Annotated in this window: 16 protein-coding genes and 1 tRNA gene; 10 read left to right on the top strand and 7 right to left on the bottom strand. The window is 56.0% G+C overall.

Features of this window, described 5'->3' with window-relative positions; translation table 11 throughout:
* Positions 1 to 124: 124 nt before the first annotated feature.
* Positions 125 to 514, top strand: a complete 390-nt coding sequence (locus tag LAO20_15245; protein MBZ5532784.1) for a hypothetical protein — start codon at positions 125 to 127, stop codon at positions 512 to 514.
* A gap of 85 nt (positions 515 to 599) precedes the next feature.
* Here the strand turns inward: LAO20_15245 and LAO20_15250 are convergent, their stop codons facing one another.
* Positions 600 to 1,241 carry a recombinase family protein gene (locus LAO20_15250; protein MBZ5532785.1) on the bottom strand — a complete coding sequence of 214 codons (642 nt, stop codon included), beginning with the start codon at positions 1,239 to 1,241 and terminating at the stop codon, positions 600 to 602.
* Positions 1,242 to 1,399: 158 nt separating this feature from the next.
* On the opposite strand from LAO20_15250, the gene LAO20_15255 reads away from it, so the two are divergent.
* The 4 genes from LAO20_15255 (at position 1,400) to LAO20_15270 (ending at position 5,095) form a co-directional block, all read left to right on the top strand.
* Positions 1,400 to 1,558: a hypothetical protein gene (locus LAO20_15255; protein MBZ5532786.1), complete on the top strand. Its 159-nt coding sequence runs from the start codon at positions 1,400 to 1,402 to the stop codon at positions 1,556 to 1,558.
* A gap of 1,725 nt (positions 1,559 to 3,283) precedes the next feature.
* Complete coding sequence (locus LAO20_15260) at positions 3,284 to 3,679, top strand: LuxR C-terminal-related transcriptional regulator (GenBank protein MBZ5532787.1); 396 nt, start codon at positions 3,284 to 3,286, stop codon at positions 3,677 to 3,679.
* 218 nt (positions 3,680 to 3,897) lie between these two features.
* Positions 3,898 to 4,101 carry a helix-turn-helix domain-containing protein gene (locus tag LAO20_15265; GenBank protein ID MBZ5532788.1) on the top strand — a complete coding sequence of 68 codons (204 nt, stop codon included), beginning with the start codon at positions 3,898 to 3,900 and terminating at the stop codon, positions 4,099 to 4,101.
* Entirely contained in the window at positions 4,088 to 5,095 is a 1,008-nt protein-coding gene (locus tag LAO20_15270) for a site-specific integrase (GenBank protein ID MBZ5532789.1), read from the top strand. The genes LAO20_15265 and LAO20_15270 overlap by 14 nt, the downstream gene beginning before the upstream one ends.
* Positions 5,096 to 5,169: 74 nt before the next feature.
* On the opposite strand, the gene LAO20_15275 is transcribed toward LAO20_15270, so the two are convergent.
* From LAO20_15275 to LAO20_15285, 3 genes are all read right to left on the bottom strand, one after another.
* Positions 5,170 to 5,246: transfer RNA gene (locus tag LAO20_15275), tRNA-Arg, on the bottom strand.
* Positions 5,247 to 5,495: 249 nt separating this feature from the next.
* Complete coding sequence (locus LAO20_15280) at positions 5,496 to 5,723, bottom strand: hypothetical protein (protein ID MBZ5532790.1); 228 nt, start codon at positions 5,721 to 5,723, stop codon at positions 5,496 to 5,498.
* 141 nt (positions 5,724 to 5,864) lie between these two features.
* On the bottom strand, positions 5,865 to 6,575 hold the full coding sequence (locus tag LAO20_15285) for a methyltransferase domain-containing protein (protein ID MBZ5532791.1): 711 nt from the start codon (positions 6,573 to 6,575) through the stop codon (positions 5,865 to 5,867).
* Between the two features lie 37 nt (positions 6,576 to 6,612).
* Here LAO20_15285 and LAO20_15290 point away from each other — a divergent pair, with 37 nt between their 5' ends.
* On the top strand, positions 6,613 to 6,774 hold the full coding sequence (locus LAO20_15290) for a hypothetical protein (protein ID MBZ5532792.1): 162 nt from the start codon (positions 6,613 to 6,615) through the stop codon (positions 6,772 to 6,774).
* Positions 6,775 to 6,784: 10 nt separating this feature from the next.
* Positions 6,785 to 7,114, top strand: coding sequence for a DMT family protein (locus LAO20_15295; GenBank protein ID MBZ5532793.1), 330 nt, complete (start codon positions 6,785 to 6,787; stop codon positions 7,112 to 7,114).
* Between the two features lie 4 nt (positions 7,115 to 7,118).
* Here the strand turns inward: LAO20_15295 and LAO20_15300 are convergent, their stop codons facing one another.
* Together LAO20_15300 and LAO20_15305 are read right to left on the bottom strand one after the other, a co-directional pair.
* Positions 7,119 to 8,315 carry an aminomethyltransferase family protein gene (locus LAO20_15300; protein ID MBZ5532794.1) on the bottom strand — a complete coding sequence of 399 codons (1,197 nt, stop codon included), beginning with the start codon at positions 8,313 to 8,315 and terminating at the stop codon, positions 7,119 to 7,121.
* A gap of 269 nt (positions 8,316 to 8,584) precedes the next feature.
* Positions 8,585 to 8,884 (bottom strand): hypothetical protein, encoded by a 300-nt coding sequence (locus tag LAO20_15305; protein MBZ5532795.1) that lies wholly within the window; start codon positions 8,882 to 8,884, stop codon positions 8,585 to 8,587.
* A gap of 337 nt (positions 8,885 to 9,221) precedes the next feature.
* On the opposite strand from LAO20_15305, the gene LAO20_15310 reads away from it, so the two are divergent.
* Positions 9,222 to 9,500: a metal/formaldehyde-sensitive transcriptional repressor gene (locus LAO20_15310; GenBank protein MBZ5532796.1), complete on the top strand. Its 279-nt coding sequence runs from the start codon at positions 9,222 to 9,224 to the stop codon at positions 9,498 to 9,500.
* A gap of 201 nt (positions 9,501 to 9,701) precedes the next feature.
* A complete protein-coding gene (locus LAO20_15315) occupies positions 9,702 to 10,643 on the top strand; it encodes a cation diffusion facilitator family transporter (GenBank protein MBZ5532797.1) in 942 nt (313 codons plus the stop codon).
* A 700-nt stretch (positions 10,644 to 11,343) separates the two neighbouring features.
* Here LAO20_15315 and LAO20_15320 read toward each other — a convergent pair.
* Positions 11,344 to 13,896, bottom strand: a complete 2,553-nt coding sequence (locus tag LAO20_15320) for a ricin-type beta-trefoil lectin domain protein (protein MBZ5532798.1) — start codon at positions 13,894 to 13,896, stop codon at positions 11,344 to 11,346.
* 1,900 nt (positions 13,897 to 15,796) lie between these two features.
* On the opposite strand from LAO20_15320, the gene LAO20_15325 reads away from it, so the two are divergent.
* Entirely contained in the window at positions 15,797 to 17,563 is a 1,767-nt protein-coding gene (locus tag LAO20_15325; GenBank protein ID MBZ5532799.1) for a 30S ribosomal protein S1, read from the top strand.
* Positions 17,564 to 17,672: the final 109 nt, after the last annotated feature.

The raw sequence follows: 17,672 nt of genomic DNA on the forward strand, positions 1-17,672 counted from the left end.
CAGCTTCCGATTCCTTCAGGATGGCGATGATCTGTTCTTCGTTGAACCGACTCTTTCTCACTTCTCCTCCTTGGCCCTGGCGGGCCATCTTAACGGAGAAGTCTCATTTTGACTGGGCTACTTCTTGGGGGGCACGTCAGATCAACTCTGGCTGGATCAATATCGCCGGTTCTGGACTGAGCGCCAAAAGGCGGAACAACATCAACGAAAGCTGCGGGAAAAGGCTGCCCGGATAGGGCACCCTCCAGCGAATACTCCCAACCGAATCAAGGGCCACGTCTTTGCTTTTACGGGCAGACTTGCCGGCTGGCCTCGCCGCAAGTTGTATCCTCGAGTGGAAAGGCTTGGAGGCCGCGTTGTGGAAAAAGCAGGTGCTATGGGTTCAGTGCAGTGTCTCGTTCACGCTGAAATATTGGGTGGCCGAAAAAGCACACAGAAGCTTGAGATCGCACATCGGGAACAAATTCCTATCATTACCGAGGAACAGTTCTTCAAACTGGCGCGGATCAACTAAAGGACTCCTTATCGGCTTGCTCCCACTGGTACTGTGGACGACGGGCATGGATTCTTACGTGTTGCTTGAACCAATCTTCACACGCTCAGTGATTATTCGGGTCCGAACTTATTGCCCGGTACACCGTCCCCAGCCCGAGCCTCAATCGCTCCGAAATGGCACGCCAAGAAAGGCCCTCAGCCCGAAGCTTCAGTACCTCTGACGACTCGACTACCTGCCGTGGCCGGCCGATTCGCTTGCCTTTGGCCTTGGCGTTACGAAGACCGGCTCTCACACGTTCTTGAATCAACGCCCGCTCGAATTCAGCCATCGCGCCGATAATCTGAAACATCAGCCGGCCTGACGGAGTACTCAAATCCAAATTGTCCCGCAGACTGATAAACGTGACTCCATAAGCGCTCAGATCGGCAAGAGAATTAACCAGATGCTTCAGGCTCCGCCCAAACCGGTCAATCTTCCAAACCAAGATAGCGTCAAACCTGCATTTTTGCGCGTCTGTCATCAAACGGTTCAGGGCGGGACGGGATTCTTTTGAACCAGAGACGCCTTCGTCAACATATTCTTCATGAATGCTCAAGCCTCTGCGAGTGGCATATTCGCGCAGCTCGGAGAGCTGCATTTCGGGGTCTTGGTGGCCATTGAGAGTGGATACGCGCGCATACAGCGCGACGCGATGAATGGGCCTGTCCTGAGAAAAGACGGCTGTGGTATTTTTGCTCTTAGCCATTGCCCCTCCTCGTAGGTGCAATCGGTTAGCGCCGTTCGGGTGCTGATTACACCCGGCGGCGCGCTTTCTTAGTCTCTACCATTCTGAGATCTGAAGTCAACTGTATAATGCAAGTAAAATCGATTGATATACTCACCCATTAGTATGATAATCAGCCTGTGAAACGGCTGACCTCAACAGAAAAGCGCGTGCTGCGAGCGATGGGCAGCCTCGGCGGCAAAGCTTCTGCGGCCAAGCTCACCCCCGAGGAGCGAAAGGAAAAAGCGCGCAAGGCAATTCAGGCACGCTGGGCAAAGGCTAAGCCAAAAAAGAAGTGAGAGCCGAGAAACTGTCGCCCGGTGGGTGCTGCCCATTGGCCCGGTTATGTTCCAGAACGTCCCAGTAGGGCTGCAAACCGCTGATTTCAAGGGCCGCACGAGCCAAAATCGATTTGTGCCAAAAATGAAGTAGTTTCGAACGACCGTAACGGAGGCGTCAGGCCCTTCGGTTGAAATGGTGGAGCTGGTTTGTTGGGATTGACGGAGAGGCACAGCCCGCAAATTTTCTAAAGGGCCGCGATTATCTCGTCGCGATAGGGGGCTCACCATACGTGCTTGCCAACTTGCTGGTCACGCGTATTAATTCGCGGTACTTCCCCACGATGTCGATGTTCCCCATGACTCTTAGACTGGACAGTTGAGGAGTCCACTTACCCCGTAATAGAAATTTTCGATATCGACGCGTTAAACTGTTTCATAAGCGTCGCTGTTGGAACAATTTAGGCGTTTGGCGAGATCTGCTTCCTTTTTCCAATCTCCAGTCGCTATCTGAAAAGCAATCACGAAGGTGACGCTCGTATGTCCGCAGATGGACCATTCCACTGGCACCAAGTTGACCATACACTGGCGACCCTTATGCTGGCCGAAATATCAGAAGAATTCCAGCAACTCGCGCGCGAGGACTTCCAGCAAATTCATTATCAGAATATAGGTAACGGGAATCGCATGACCGTGCCTTCGGAGCGTTTGGAGATGCATCGTCTCCGCACGGACGAGTTGGCGGCGCGATACTACGGGGTGTACTGCGAAGTTTGGCGATCTCAACAAAAACCTCTCACGCCTGACCTTCTTCGAGCCATATGCCCAAATCGTCTCCGGGTACTTATGTCGGCGCGCGTTAACGGCATCAGGTCCGAATTCAGCATGGAACAGATGCGCACCCATAGTTTCAACAGCGAGTGGCTGAAGGCGGCCATGGCAGAATTCCAGCGCAGTCTGGACCGACTTTATAGCAAGTGGGAGAGGCTGGCCGAGATTGACGCGAAGAGCCTGGAACATTTGCTGGCAGCCGCACGGAATAGTCCAGACATCGATATTGTAGCTACACAGCTTGTTCATTCCAGAGCTCAGATCCGAATCGTCGAAGCCAGGCTAGCAAGTATTGAGGCACGGATTACGTCGTGTGAACGAGCATTAAGTGCCACCCAGTTGCGGCAATCAGATAATTACAGAATTAAGAGCCTGGAGCAGCGCCTTGAAACCCTTAAGGCTGACAAAAAGCAATTCGAGCTTAAGCGTGATGACTGGCAGCGAAGCCAAGACACTGCTTTAAGTCGCTCGGCGGAACTCAGGGGTCAAAATATCTCCAACTTGCTCTCTTACGGAGACGCTCAAGAGGTCGATAATGAGTCCCGGCCCCAGGATCGCGAGCAACAGATCATTAATCCCGGAACTAATAGTGGGGCGGCTATAGGACCGGAGAGGGGAATTGCCCAAGCCAGGGAGCGAGTAAGGCACTTTGAAGCAGAAATTGCCGCCGTCGAAACGAAAATCGCTGCATTTCAGCAGTCCCTTACGGAAGCAATTGTGCATGGAACTTCCACGATAAAACCAAGAGATATCGATAAAGTAATTCGCAAATTGCATGCGGACAAAAAGGACCTTGAATTCCGAAGGGACGACTGGCAGCTAAACCTCAATACAGCTCTGAGCCACTTGGCGGGAGGCATCCAACAGAGCGTTCGAAAAGAAACGGACACAACTGAACGTCACGCAATCCAGATGATGACAAATGCAGGTTTCAGCGATGTGACGGCTTTGCAAAACAATGTTGCACCTTCGGTGGAAACGGTCTCTGAACCAGCGATATCTCCCAGGGAGAGTCCCGCAGCCGACGAAAGTCGAGTGCCCGGCGGCGTGCCACGCAAAAAAGAGAAACTGCCGGCTAAGACTGCCGATTTGTCCCAGTATTTAGATGAGGCGCAACTGACGGACCGGCAGCGCGAGTGTTTTTCTCTAAAATTCGAGTATGGATTGAGGTTCAGTGCGATTGCCCACCGATTAGGGATAAGTCGCAAGACGGTCGATGAGCACATCGCTGCGGCCCGTCGAAGAATGGAATGGTCCAAAGTTAAAGATAAAATAAAAGCAAAAAAGGCCCGCCTCAATCCTGAAGAATGACCTACACCCTGCTGTCCTCTTAACACCCCGCACTCTGGTCACGTCACCAGAGCCTCCTCGAAAAATTATCTGCCCTGAAATCAATGTCTTAGTACCCCGCAATACCCCGCAATACCCCGCACGCGGGGACTTATGGTGAGAGCTCGCAGCAACTCCGGCAGCCATCGAACGCCGAGATTGCCTGCGGAGCAACAAGGACAACCATTGTGAAAAAACTTATCCCCACGAAACAAGCTGCCGAAATGCTCGGAACAACTGTTGGAACGCTGAAGAGCTGGCGCTCCCGAGGACTTGGCCCCAAATGGGTCAAGCTGGGAGCCGCGGTGCGGTATGATGTCGAGGAGCTTCTTGATTTCATCAAGAGGAACACCCGCGTACCTTCCGTGCGAGCACTCGTGGAGGAGCGTCGTGGAACTCTTTAAGAGGAAGAACTCAAAATGCTGGTGGTACGACTTCGCCGTCCGCGGAGAGCGGTATCGCGGATCAACCAAAGAGACCAACAAAACTGCCGCCCAAGCCAAAGCGGCACGATTATTAACCGACATCGCTGAAAGCAGGAACCTTCATTGTGGCAAGAAGGCACCAGTGCTTTCAGACTTTGCTGATCGCTTCCTGGCTTATCTGATGAATGCTAAATTGGCAGATAATTCCAAGAGGTATCTGCGATGCGGATGGAAGCTGCTGGAGCAAACGAGAATCATCGGAATGCGCATGAGCAACATACGGACGGAGGACATTGACGCACTGACGTTTCCGGGTTCAGCATACAACGTTAACTGTGCGCTCAAGACCTTGCGACGTATGTTGAATCTGGCGCATGAATGGGGGCTGATCGGTGGAGTGCCAAGAATCAGATTGATGAAAGAGCTCGGTCGTTCAATACGTTTGGACGAAGAGGCGGAGCGCAAACTCCTGGCGTATGCTCGCCAGCCGCTGCGCGACGTGATCATTCTGATGCGGGACACTGGCATGCGTAACCGGAAAGAGCTGTTTCGGATGCGCATAGAGAACCTGGACTGGAACACCCGTACGATCTTCGTTCCAGATAGCAAGACCCCCACCGGAAGGCGTTACATTCCCATGAGTGATCGCGTTCTGGATCTGCTCATGATCCGCTGCGGTGAGCGGCGCGAGGGATGGGTATTTCCAGCGAACTCCGCAGCAGGGCACCTCACTACACTGGACAAGCAATTTCGAGAGGCGCGGAAAGCAGCCGGCCTTCCGAAGAATCTCGTGCTCTATTCTGCCCGGCATGATTTCGGAACCCGCGTCTTGCAGAAGACAGGGAACCTCGCCGCAGTTATGAGGGTCATGGGGCATTCCGATCCCCGGATTGCAATGCATTATCAGCATCCTGACCTGGAGCTCATCAGGCAGGGGTTGAATGTAGGGAGTAGTGACGCCAGAGTGCAGTAAGAGCTTTAGGGCACATTTTGCGGCACAGTAACAGAAGAGTAACTAAACTTTAACGCGGTAAATGATTGATTTGATGGTGCGCCCGGAGAGATTCGAACTCCCGGCCTGTTGCTTCGGAGGCAACCGCTCTATCCAGCTGAGCTACGGGCGCGCACGCGTGCAGGTCTTTTATTAGATTAACATTTCCGCCCGACTTGGCAGTTAGGTAATTTGGGTACTGGGCTAACGCTGCGTTGCCCGATTTGCGAGAAGCTCTAGCAACACCCGATCCTCGACTATTTTCTCAATTTTCGATAATACACGAGCGTCTTTTGCGCCGGTCACGCGCCTTGAAGCGGGATCGGCGACAAGGGCCTTGTCTTACTTCTTTAGGGTTGGGTCGCTGCGTCTTTATCGGAAGTCAGCCCGCGATGACCAGACCCAGCACGTTCAGGAAAGGAAGCAGAATGAACGCTGGGGCCTTCTTCCTCAGAACCGCCCCGGCGATCACGGTCAACGGATAGGTCCAGATCGACCAGAGCCATAGGTAAGCGCTCCAAGTCTCCCCGCCATCGAAGACCATGGGCGCCAGTGGAGCGGCCATGAACCAGGGCACGAGAAAAATAAGCCACACAATCAACAGAGCCATTGCAAGTTTTTGCGACATCGAGCAGTTTCCTCCCGGAACGGCGGGTTAGCGAAAGCAACGCAGCATTAGCCCGCTACCGTAATTTGAAAACCGGCGTGATTGGCCGCATTTACGCAATTGCCAATTTACCCGTTTGCCAAATTACCCCTTCGCCGCGATTAGCAGCAAGGCGCCAATGCGTTTGAAGTCGCGCAGCTCGTCCGCGTTCTTGAACCACTTGCCGGAATAGATTTCCGGCGTGGGGCTGCGGTCCGGAATGCGGCGGGTCTGCACGTCAATGAACCCATGTTTCTTCAGCAGCGCGACGTACTCGGCCTCTGAGAGCGCCTGCACCGCCACTTTCAGTTCGCTCACCCAGCGCAGCGAGTAGTGATTATCTGTGTACAAATTAATAAGGATGAACAACCTGCCGCCGGGAGCCATCACCCGGCGCAGTTCGTCCAGGGCTTTGCCTTGGTCGGCATAGTAGTAGAACGATTCCACAGACAAGACTTTGCTGAAGGTGTTGTCTTCGGCGGGAATGCTCTCCGCCGATCCCCAAACGTAACGGATATTTTTGAAGTCCGCTGAAGCCTGTTCAGCGCGGCGCAGCATCTCGTCGGCGACGTCCAGGCGGACGATTTCGCCTTGCGTCGCCACCTGGGCCATGCGTCGCGAGGCCCAGCCGGTGCCGCAGCCCAGGTCCAGCACGCGGTCGGCGGGCTGCAGGGCCATGAGCGCCAGGGTCTGCTCGGTGATGTCCGAGTGGTGGCTTTCCATCTCGTCGCCGCGACCGGCGGCGGCCCACTGGTTGAATTCCTGTTGCAGCTTTTGGTCGGCTTCAGACGGTGCGGGCACAGCTTTAGTCTCCATACTTCTATGCTACATTTAAAAGTTTCTAGAGCTCAATATGCCAGAACCTGCAAATCGCGCGCCTAGAGCGGAGGCCCTCTACTGCCCGCAGTGCGCCCGCGAAGTCACCGACCCGCTGACCTGCGGCGACTGCTCGGCGGTGATCTGCCGCGTGTGCGGGACGTCGCTGGAATCGTCGGCTGACCTGGGAATTGGATAAAAGGACACGCATGCTCACCATTCTTCTGCTCTTATGTTCCAACATCTTTATGACTTTTGCCTGGTACGGCCACCTCAAGTACCAGAACGTGCCGCTGTGGAAAGTCACGCTGGTCAGCTGGGGCATCGCCTTCTTCGAGTATTGTTTTCAAGTCCCGGCAAACCGCATCGGCAGCCATACTTTCAGCGCCGCGCAACTGAAGACCATTCAGGAAATCATCACGCTGGTGGTGTTCTCAGGATTTTCCATCTGGTACTTGAAACAGGACATCCGGTGGAATTACGCGGTGGGATTTTTCTTTATGGTTCTGGCGGCGTTCTTTGTTTTCAAGAAGTGGTGAGCGATCACACCGGAGTTTTCGTCTTCCGCTCCGGATTGAAGAACGGCAACTTGGCGACAGTGGCCGTGACTTTCTTGCGTTCAGCTTCAATGGTGATCTCCACCTGCAGTTTTGTACCGGGCCGCGCATGGCCGGTCTCCACGCTGGCCAGGGCGATCATCTTCTTCAATACCGGCGACCAAGTGGTGGTGGTCGCTTTGCCCACCTGCCTGCCTCCGGAATAGACGGGCACCGCCACGCGCGAGGCCTGCGACGGCGCCGCCGGCGTCAAGCCAAATTTCTCGTAGCTTGCTTCCACTTCCGTCCAGTCAAGTTCCAGACCGACCAGTTGCCGCGCCACTCCGTCTTTCGCGTGTTTGGCGAGCGCCGCCTTGCCGACGAAGTTTTCTTTGTCCAGGTGGACCATCTTGCCGAAGCCGAGTTCGTACGGCGAATATTTTTGCGACGGAATCAGCGCCTTCTTGCTGCTGGTGTAATCCACTTCAATCAGGAGCAACCCGGCTTCCACGCGGGCCACGTCAAGAGCCAGCATTCCGGCGGCGTGTATGTCAAAGCCGCGGCCGGCGTCCATGAGCGTGTCCCATATCTTCACCGCATCTTGCCACGGCATCCAAACTTCATAGCCGAGGTCGCCGGTGTACCCAGTGCGCGAGATGTCCACCGGAACCCCGGCAATCTTGCCGCTGGTGACGCGGAAATATTTCAGGTTGGCAACGTCGGCCTCGGCTACTGACTTGAGCAGCGCGCCGGAAGTGGGCCCTTGCAGCGCCAGAGCGGCAACCTGCTCGGAAATGTCCTCAATCTGTACGTCCATGTTGAGGCCGTTTTGGCGGAACCAACGCAGGCTGGGGTCGGCGGCGGTCCAGCGATACTTGTTCTCTTCCAGGCGCGTGATGGTGCCGTCGTCAATCACCATGCCCTGTTCGTCACACCAGCAGCAATAGATCACCTGGCCGGGCTTCACCTTGTTGATGTCGCGGGTGATGACGCGGTTCACCAGCTTCGTCGCGTCCTTGCCGGTAATCATGTACTTGTACAGCGGCGAAATATCAATCAGCGCGGCGGCGTTGCGGATGGCGTTGTATTCGTGCTCATGATGCACTTCATACACGCTCACCGTGTAATAGCCCGACCACTCGCGATAATTCAGGCTGTGGCACAAGGCCAGCGTCCGTTCATGGAATGCGGTCCCGACAGGCAAATCAGATCCCTCAGAGGCAAGTTGCGTGACGGGTGAAATTATACGAGAAATGGCCGAGGCGACGTTATCGCCGCACTGGCTGCGCGACAGCGTCGCTCAGGAGAATCGGCAATAGCATCGGGACGAGCGCGGACGATGACGCCGACGATCTTCTCAGCGACGATTCAGTGACGCGCGAGAATTCAGTATAAGCGGCGATGCAGCACCGCGATGGCAGTAGCGCCGGGATGGGGGAATGTCCCGGCCTTCGACGCAGGCTCGCCTGGGCTCTAAGCCGGCGCGTTCGTCGAAGCGTGGGCCAGGCGGTTTTCCACCGGCTCCCAGAAACTTTCCCATGTCCGGCTACGCTCGGTAGCCACCATCAGGATGAGAGTGCCTTCGTCTTCCGGCACTTCTGGGATGCGGTACGCGATAGGAAACGCTACCTGGTGAAGGAGACCCGCTGGGCCGTAATGAATGACGGTGACCATGTCCTGCCCGGCCACCAGCCGATAACGCGCTTCTGAAGTGGTTTGCGACTTCAGGACGTCTTTCAGAGCGCTAATGCTTACCAAATAAGTCAGTTCCATCAGTGGACTCCTCCGGAATAGGACTCCAAAATGACTCAGCCGGGAATGCGAGCTTTTTTGAGGCCTCGCTTCCCTTCCGCGTTTGCCCTACGCTGAATCTACATGACGTTTTATTCCCCTATTCTTACGGGATCATTGGAGACTCATTAAAAGAATTAATGTTTTGGCGGAGGAATCTGGCAATAAATTGGCAAAAAGGCGGTCTCGTGAAGGTCTCAGAGGTGCAGCGAAGCCCGCGAAAAATACTATACTCTAGATAGTATAGTGCTCTTGGTTTGCTTCCGGACGCGGCTTTCTCAGCATCACAGTGTTAACCGACTACGGAGGACCATCCACATTGAGTCACGTTAGCGAAGCGAAAAAGGAACTGACCACGCGCATCAACCGCATCCAGGGACAACTTGATGCCATCAAGTATGCGCTGCAAGAAGATCACGACTGCGCTACCGTTCTGCAGCAAGTGGCTGCCTGTCGCGGCGCGATCAATGGCTTGATGGGCGAGATCATGGAAGGCGAAATCAAGGGACACGTGTTGAGCCGCACGGCCAAACCCAACTCCTCAGAGGCCAAAGCGGCGGATGACCTAGTCCAGGTATTACGCAGGTACCTCAAATAAGTCTTTTCTAAGCCTCCCGGCACGAAAGTGTTACCTCACCTGATTCCGACTTGTGGACATATACCCCACGGAGTATAGTGAAACGTCGCATCGGCCTCGCCAAAGCCGACGGCGACTTGTCGAGTTAGCGTGCAAGGGCCGCCAGGAAGACACGGTTTGTACTTCGAAAGACCGGCTCCAGGCGGTAAGCAAGTGCAAGATATGCCGTACCACAACCATTCTCATCCTTCCGCCAGCGCCAAAACATTGCGGTATGCGCTACTGGCCACCTTCTTATATGTCCTGATTACGCTGTTCGCGGGACTGCGCGCCCACAGCCTGGCGCTGCTTTCCGAATCAGGACACAACTTTACTGACGTCCTGGCTCTGCTGCTTTCCTGGGTGGCGGTCTTCCTCCAAACTCGCCCTCGCAGCGCGACCAAGACTTACGGCTACCACCGCGCCGGCGTGCTGGCGGCGTTTATCAACGCGCTCACGCTGGTCTGCGTCGCCTTCTACATCTTCTATGAGGCCATCCTGCGCCTGGGCCATCCGGTGGAAGTGCAGGCCCAGATCATGATCTGGGTCGCGATGGCCGGCGTGCTGATGAACGGGACCATCTCCTGGTTCCTGTTCCGCGGCGCCCGCGACGTGAACATACGTAGCGTCTTCGTCCATCAGCTGGGCGACACTCTCTCCACCGCCGCAGTAATCGTGGGCGGCTGGGTCATTCTGGTCTCCGGACGCACCTGGGTTGATCCTGCGCTTTCCATCGGCATCGGCGTTCTGATTCTGTGGTCCTCGCTCGGCATCATCCGGGAGACACTCAACATTCTTCTGGAAGGCACCCCGCGCGGCGTCTCGGTGGAACTGGTGGTCTCCGGCGTGGGCGCCGTCCAGGGCGTCAATGACGTGCATGACGTTCATGTCTGGAGCCTCGGCTCGAATTCCCACGCGCTCTCCTGCCACTTGCGCATTGACGATATGCGGCTCTCGCAAAGCGACGTCATCCTGCGCGAAGTGACCGACCTGCTCGCCGTCGAATTCCATATCCATCACGCCACCATCCAGTTTGAAAACGACCTGTGCACGATTCCCCGTAGCTGCGTGGTGCCTATCGGTACCTCGCACGAAGCGCGACGGATCCGGGGCCGCACTGGCTGATACTTTCCCTGGGGATATCCAGCGGTGCCGGCGACTACGATTCTCGTGTGGCACCGGCACCGGGGTCCCCGCAACGCGCTTCGCGTGGCGGGGTGGAGGATCTCCTGCCGGTGTTCTGTTCACGGTCTTCCGATCACGGGCGATCACATTGCGATCACGCGCGATTCCGGCGATTCTTTGTTTTCCGATCCGTGTCATCAGCGTTGATCAGCGGTAAGACTTTGCTTTCCTCTGCGACCTCTGCGTCCTCCGCGGTGAAATTCCGGGCTCCGCTTTTCAATTACCCGATTACCAATTCAGCAATTACCAATCTGTTACTCCCACCCCCACCCCTCCCCTAAAGTGCGTGTTGCAAACACAGGGTTTATTCCATTCGACCCAACGGTCACCCAACTGTTTACTGGGTAGTACATTTTCACTCTAACCACCTGATTCTTTACGCACTGAGCGTCCTTTGCGGCGAATCAGAGGTTTTGTTGGTTTCGCCTTGGCCGACTGCTGAGTGCTGACTGCTGAGTGCTTGTTTTTGCGCGCAAGCGAAAAAACAATCATATTAACTTATTTTCTTCGCCTTAACAAGCTAAGACTGTGGTTAAGCCCTGGCGTTAAGGTGTATTCCTCTCGGCGCTAGTTTCATTCACCATGTCTCAAGTGGTTAAGCCCTGGCGTTAAGGTGTATTCCTCTCGGCGCTAGTTTCATTCACCATGTCTCAAGAGGCGTGGAGCGGACGTCAACTAGCAGGCCAGAGGGACCGCCGGCATTTGTCACTTTGATAGCAATCACGTACCGTCCCTTGGACGGTATCGTGATTTGGAAGGGCCCGTTGGCAACCTGCCAATCATTGCCCGACCCGGCCAACGTCCCATTGAGATAAAGCTCAAAGGAATTGTCAGCGGTAACCGTGATTGCGGTTGCACTATCGCCCTTGCCGTCGAAGACGAACTCCTTCCTGAAGTACAACGTAGAAGTCCCAGCGGACCAATCGTCGTTGGAGTGGTAACTCCAGATCCACCGCGCTGGTGATGAACTGGGCCAGTTGCCGATGGCCCCCCATGGCGCGGTCCCTACCCCGCCTTCATCTACCGCTTCGTCCCAGCCACGATCGTCAAAGTACGGGTTTTGCCAGCCCTGAGGTGCGTTGATAGACCACCTCCACGATGTGTTCGAGGACAGCGTCGAGTAGTCCAACGGCTTGTACCAGTTGGCACGTTCCCAGGCCTGCAGGTATGCCTCGGCTGACTGGAAGAGCGGTTCCAAGTCGGAATTGCTGACTCCTATAAACTGCAGATCGCGAATGAAGTCTGGATACAGGCCGATATGGCTGAGACCGGTGTAGTTGAAATTTTCAGTACGTCCGCGAGTCCAAGACTGCTTTTCTGGTATCGGGTATTGGCACCAGTTGACCATGATCTTTACACCGTTGTCGACCGAAACCCCTTCCGGTTCCAAGCATCGTTGATTGTCCCCCTCAGGATGGAGTGCGCCCTCGGTACTGAGCACCCATGTTTGACTCGGGGAACCGTTACAGTCCCAAAGAACCGGCTGTCCCGTAAGACCCAAAGCGGGTGCATCCAGACATTTGCTCGAATTCTTAACATACGGCCGGATGGTTCCGTCGGCGAAACTCCATTGCTGATTGGGGTCGGCGTTGTTCCCGCAATCCCAAATGTACGGCGGGGTGCCATTTTTCTCCACGCCCGTGGTGTCAAGGCACATCGGCATATCATTATCGTTGAACGCGACAAACAAACCACTATTCTCGTTCAAACGGCTGCGTTCCAGGACCCCGTTGGCTCCTGCCGAGCTGTTTGCTCCTGGGAAACCGAACGGGAACTGCTTCGTGTCAACGCCACCCCAGTTGCCGCCCACGTTCAAGTCACCGCCAGAATACAAATTCGAGGGGTTACCCTGTGCTTCCGCTTGTAGAAGCGACGGTAATAGGGCACTACCGTGAATAGCGTCCGCGTTCATGCCACAAGCCCCGGTTTGTTTGTGGTAAAACCGCGGCTCGCCAGTCCTCAAAAAACTGTTGAAATCGCTGCCAAAGCCGACGCCGATCACTGCTCCCGGAGCAGTCTCGTCGCGGGCGCCCGGCGTGTCCCGCGATTGGTCAACGGCGTTCAAGTAAGCCTGCGCCCACGATTTGTCCGAACCGCCACAGTCGTTACTTACCGTGCCACGATTCGGATACGTGGAAGACAAGCCAGAGACTGTGCGTGCATAGCTGCTTATACTCGGTGGCTGGACGGAGTTCAAAGAAACATAACCGCCGAGATTGCGGATTGCCCTCAACTCCCCCGGGTCGAGTTGGCCCTCATGGCGCCCACGGTCGTCCGACGGGCTGTAGCTGGTCATGAGCGAGGTGTGCCCTGAGACCAGCGGGTAACTAAATCTGCCAGCGATGGACAGTGCATCAATTGTCGACTTCTTCCCCAAGTGATCGATGTCAATCATCGCGCCTTTACGCATCAAGTTGCCAATGAATTGCCGTCCGAGAGGTGTAAGGCCTTTAGCCTGACAACTACCGCCACCGGCTGGCCAAGACGACTTCGCAGCGTCGTATGTCGGATAAGGCAATGCTAACGCGGCAAGTGCAACTTGCCCGAACCAGTTCTTCCCCAACTCGTCCTTAAACCGGAATATCTCCATGGCGTTCGGGTCAATTTCACGGCAGGACATCTCCTCAAAAAGTTCGCCGTTGATGTAGTACTGCGAAAGCGCGAAATTCTCGTCGAAGAGGGAAGGACCGCCGAAGCCGTTTTCAATAAAATGGACCGGAAAGAAATGGCGAACGCCCTTGGCGTAGAGGGCATCGAGCTTGGCTTGTTCCGCCATTCCCCAGGCTGCCCCGCACGAGGCGCGCCGCCCGCAGGACAGGCGACTGCAATCGCGAACATTGATCGTGGTCGAGCATCTGTATTTAGCGACGCCGCAGATAAATGCAGCCGAATTGTCCGTGGGGGGGCTGTCCTCGCCAAAGCCGCCCAGTTGCCCTATGGTTCCGGTACCGCAGCCCAGGGGCGTGTCCACTTCGATGCCCAGAACTACTGCAAGCTTTCCCTCCTGCACTGCTTGCCTGGTTTCTCCTGGGGTGTAAACGATTTTGAACCAGCCTCCGTCCTCGAGCAGCTCGCGCTCCAAGCGCTTCGCCGCCTCGATCTGCAGGTCAATGGTTGTTTCGTCTTTGCAACTGAGCCTCGTGTTGACACCGAGTTTGCATATACCCTCGTTGTTGACAGCCAGCATCACCATGAGACGCAGGCCGCCTTTCCAGGCACGCTTTAACCAGGTCTTGTAAACTTGTTGGTGCGTACGTGACTTCCGTGAAGGCCAATCCACAAAGTCGGGGTAGCCATGGCCCCCCCCGAAGTGTACGGGCAGGCACGACGCTGTGGGGTTCACCCAGGGAGCTGTGGGGTTCACCCAGGGAGCTGTGGGGTTCACCCAGGGAACGGGAACAACATCACCGTGAGAGGCTCCACCAGATTCTCCCTCAAGGTCCATGCACCCACCCGCAAAACTGGAATGACTGATGCCACACTCGCTGAGTGCAGCGCTGATCGCCCCTCCGTAAAAGCCGCCAACGGACGACTGTGTGCCGGACCAGGTTGGTGAACCATCGTCCTGATCTCCCGGACGGCCGTGGAGCATGGAACCGCCGAACGCGAGGTTGGCGAACTGGTGCACGTGAGCGTCGGCATAACCAAGAACCGCTGGGGCGCGAGGCAGTCGCGACGGAAGCGACACGTCGCTATGCGCGTTGGGTGTGAAGTGGTAGTAGCTAGCGGTGACACTGTACTTATAGTTGGTGGCCTTTCTGTCGGCGGGCGGGTCAAGTACGCAATACCTCCAGATGTTGGGATCGCAGGCTCGTGTCGCCTCCGCACCTGTCTTGGTGCTTACCCATTTTAGTGTTGTGTTTCCATTCACCCACTGCGTGTAGCCGAGCAACTCAGGGGGGTCGTACTCGGCACAGGTCACAGGGATATTCGGCAAGATTTTCTGGCTGCAAAGTCCCGCTCCATTGGCAATACACTCCCACTCGCTGCCGGGTTGACTGAAAGCGTAATAGCAGGCACTCTGTCCATCCAATTCCAGTTGGGTCGGAGTCAGATTGCCAGGGGTCCAAATCTCGGTTCGACCGCCGAGCCTGGATCGATAGAGGGCAAATCGGTTCAAATACTGCGCACTGGCATAGAAATAGAGCGGCCTGTCCCAATCGATAGCGGTCTGCCGATCGGATTGCACTGAGGTGTTCACGCGCAAAACAGGAGGCGCCAAGTCGGGAGTCGTCAACGAGAGAGTCTTTAGGGGCCCATATGGTACTCCGCCTCGGTACGCTGTCACAGTGTACATGTAGGTTGTGCTTGGATAGAGCCCACTGAATTTCGCAGTGAATACAGGGGAGCTCAGAGCTAGGCACGTCGGCCTCCCACTGCTTGTTGGGGCAGGGCAGGGCTTATTCTGTAGTGTCACGACAGTTCCGGTTGTCGCATTTCGTACGACGAAATGGCTGGCGGGGAGCAGGTCCGGATAAACGCAACGTACTCCTATTTGACAAGGCACAACTGAATTAAATGATATGAATTGAGTATGAGCGTCCACGTTGATCGAGTACTGTTCAAGATCACGAATCGTATCTTGCCCAAACACTGCGCTGGATAGCAGCCCGACTGCGGACACAATAACTAAGCTCCAGTTTACTGTTTTCCTCATGTCCCTTCCTCCGATGTGCTACGGTTTTGATGGCTATACCCGTTGTTAATCGATGGAGAAAGCGGTTTGTGGAATACAGCAACTAGTCTGAAGCTCTTGGACGCCAACAGTCGATAAACGTATGATTTTCGCGTCTGACCGGTTGAACCGCGCCAAACGTGCCGCGGGAAATCTTTCTTGGTGCTTCGCGAACGATCTCTGTCTGAATTATGACCGGTTGGATGCCAGATTCACTCAGGCTTAGAAACGGTGGCACACATTGTTGAAACCGTCTGTGATCGCAGTCACACTGGTCAGTTCTCTTAAGCATTCCGCAACAGGTAGGTAGCTAAAGATTGCGCTTGCTCTTTTGTTGCTACCATCGTTTCCCCGCCCTACCCGCAGTTGGTGTTATCCTTATCGCACCCTACTTTCACAGCGAGACTGTAACCAATTCATGTCCAACCCAAACATTCCTGACCCCAATTCAGCACCCAGCGCCAACGCCGCCGTTTCTGAACCCAACGTTTCCGCGCCCGTCGAAAACACTCTGCCGCCGGCCCAGCCAGAAGAATCTTTCGATCAGCTTCTCAAGCAATTCGAGAAGACTCATTCGTCGAAACCCGAAGGCGGCAAAGGGATTCAGGCCGTCGTAGTCGCCGTGACCGCCGACTCCGTCCTGCTGGACATTGGATTCAAGTCGGAAGGCATCCTTCCTTTATCTGTCTTTGAGAGCCGCGGCGAGACCGTCAAGCCGGGCGACAAGATGCGCGTCTCGGTGAAGGGCCGCGGGCCGGAGGGATATTACGAGCTCTCGCTGGGCAAGGTGGAGCGCGCCACCGACTGGGCGTCGCTGGAGAAGGCGTTTGCCGAGAAGTCGCCCATCCTGGGCACGGTGACCGCCGTGATCAAAGGCGGCCTCAGCGTGGACGTGGGCGTCCGCGCGTTCATGCCGGCATCGCGCAGCGGAGCGCGTGACGCCGCCGAGATGGAGAAACTCGTTGGCCAGGAGATCCGCTGCCGCATCACCAAACTGGACGTGACCGATGAAGACGTGGTCGTGGACCGCCGCTCGGTGAGCGAAGAAGAGCAGCGCGCAACCAAAGAACGCCGCTACGCGGAAATGCAGGAAGGCGAGACCGTGGGCGGGACCGTCCGCAGCCTGACCGACTACGGCGCGTTTGTGGACCTGGGCGGCGTGGACGCCCTGCTCCACGTGGGCGAAATTTCCTGGAGCCGCATCAACAGCCCGGCCGACGTGCTCACCGTGGGCCAGGAAATTGAAGCCAAGATCATCAAGATAGAACCCGACAAGCGCCGCATCGCGCTCAGCATGAAGCAACTGCTGGCGCATCCCTGGGACCTGGCGGCGGACAAGTTCAAAGCCGGCGAGCGCGTGCGCGGCACGGTGACCCGCGTGATGGACTTTGGCGCGTTCGTGGAGATTGAGCCGGGCATTGAAGGGATGATCCACGTGTCAGAGATGTCATGGGCCAAGCGCGTGCGCGTGGCGGGCGACGCGGTGAAACCGGGCGAGACGGTGGAAGCCGTGATCCTGAGCGTGAACACCGCCGACCGCCGCATTGCTCTGGGACTGAAACAGGCGCTGGGCGATCCCTGGGCTGACGTGCCGCAGAAATATCCTGAAGGCTCCGTGGTGGAAGGCACGGTGATCAGCCTCCAAAAGTTCGGCGCGTTTGTGCAGATTGCCGAGGGCGTGGAAGGGATGATTCACATCGGCGACTTGACGGCGGAGAAAAGAATCAATCATCCCAGCGAAGTTCTCAAAGTCGGCCAGACGGTGAAGGCTCAGGTGCTGGAAGTGGACCGCGAAAAGCGGCGCTTGCGGTTGGGCATCAAGCAGATGGTCCCCAGCAGTCTGGACGAATACATTGCCGAGCACAAAGAAGGCGACGTGGTTACCGGCCGCATGAGTGACGTTTCCGGCGGCTACGCGCGCGTGGAACTCGGCGAAGGCGTGCATGGCGTGTGCCGCATGGCCGCGACGAGTTCGCCGAAGCATGAAGCCGCGAAGCCCGCGGCAGAAAAAGCAGAAGCCAAAGCTGACCTGTCTTCGCTCAGCTCGATGCTGAAAGCGCGCTGGAAGGGCGCCGACGAAGCCGCCAGCCCCAAAAAAGAAGCTGCCACCGCCGGACAGATTCGCAGCTTCAAAATCTCCAAGCTCGATCCTGCGCTCAAGAAGATTGAACTGGAACTGGCGTAAAGCTTGTCACACAGGCTGCCCTTCTTCTTCGAGGACGAATCCGCGGTCGATTCTGCCTTTGCCGATTGACCAGCAACTCGCCGATGAATCACAGCATGGCGTGACCCTG

The sequence above is a fragment of the Terriglobia bacterium genome (assembly GCA_020072815.1).
Lineage (GTDB): Bacteria > Acidobacteriota > Terriglobia > Terriglobales > Acidobacteriaceae > Angelobacter.

What these genes read in the sequence shown, in the direction of transcription:
- LAO20_15250 (MBZ5532785.1), bottom strand. Translation starts at nt 1,241, where the DNA reads ATGGCTAAGAGCAAAAATACCACAGCCGTCTTTTCTCAGGACAGGCCC.
- LAO20_15260 (MBZ5532787.1), top strand. Translation starts at nt 3,284, where the DNA reads ATGACAAATGCAGGTTTCAGCGATGTGACGGCTTTGCAAAACAATGTT.
- LAO20_15280 (MBZ5532790.1), bottom strand. Translation starts at nt 5,723, where the DNA reads ATGGCTCTGTTGATTGTGTGGCTTATTTTTCTCGTGCCCTGGTTCATG.
- LAO20_15285 (MBZ5532791.1), bottom strand. Translation starts at nt 6,575, where the DNA reads ATGGAGACTAAAGCTGTGCCCGCACCGTCTGAAGCCGACCAAAAGCTG.
- LAO20_15290 (MBZ5532792.1), top strand. Translation starts at nt 6,613, where the DNA reads ATGCCAGAACCTGCAAATCGCGCGCCTAGAGCGGAGGCCCTCTACTGC.
- LAO20_15295 (MBZ5532793.1), top strand. Translation starts at nt 6,785, where the DNA reads ATGCTCACCATTCTTCTGCTCTTATGTTCCAACATCTTTATGACTTTT.
- LAO20_15305 (MBZ5532795.1), bottom strand. Translation starts at nt 8,884, where the DNA reads ATGGAACTGACTTATTTGGTAAGCATTAGCGCTCTGAAAGACGTCCTG.
- LAO20_15315 (MBZ5532797.1), top strand. Translation starts at nt 9,702, where the DNA reads ATGCCGTACCACAACCATTCTCATCCTTCCGCCAGCGCCAAAACATTG.
- LAO20_15320 (MBZ5532798.1), bottom strand. Translation starts at nt 13,896, where the DNA reads ATGGTGATGCTGGCTGTCAACAACGAGGGTATATGCAAACTCGGTGTC.
- LAO20_15325 (MBZ5532799.1), top strand. Translation starts at nt 15,797, where the DNA reads ATGTCCAACCCAAACATTCCTGACCCCAATTCAGCACCCAGCGCCAAC.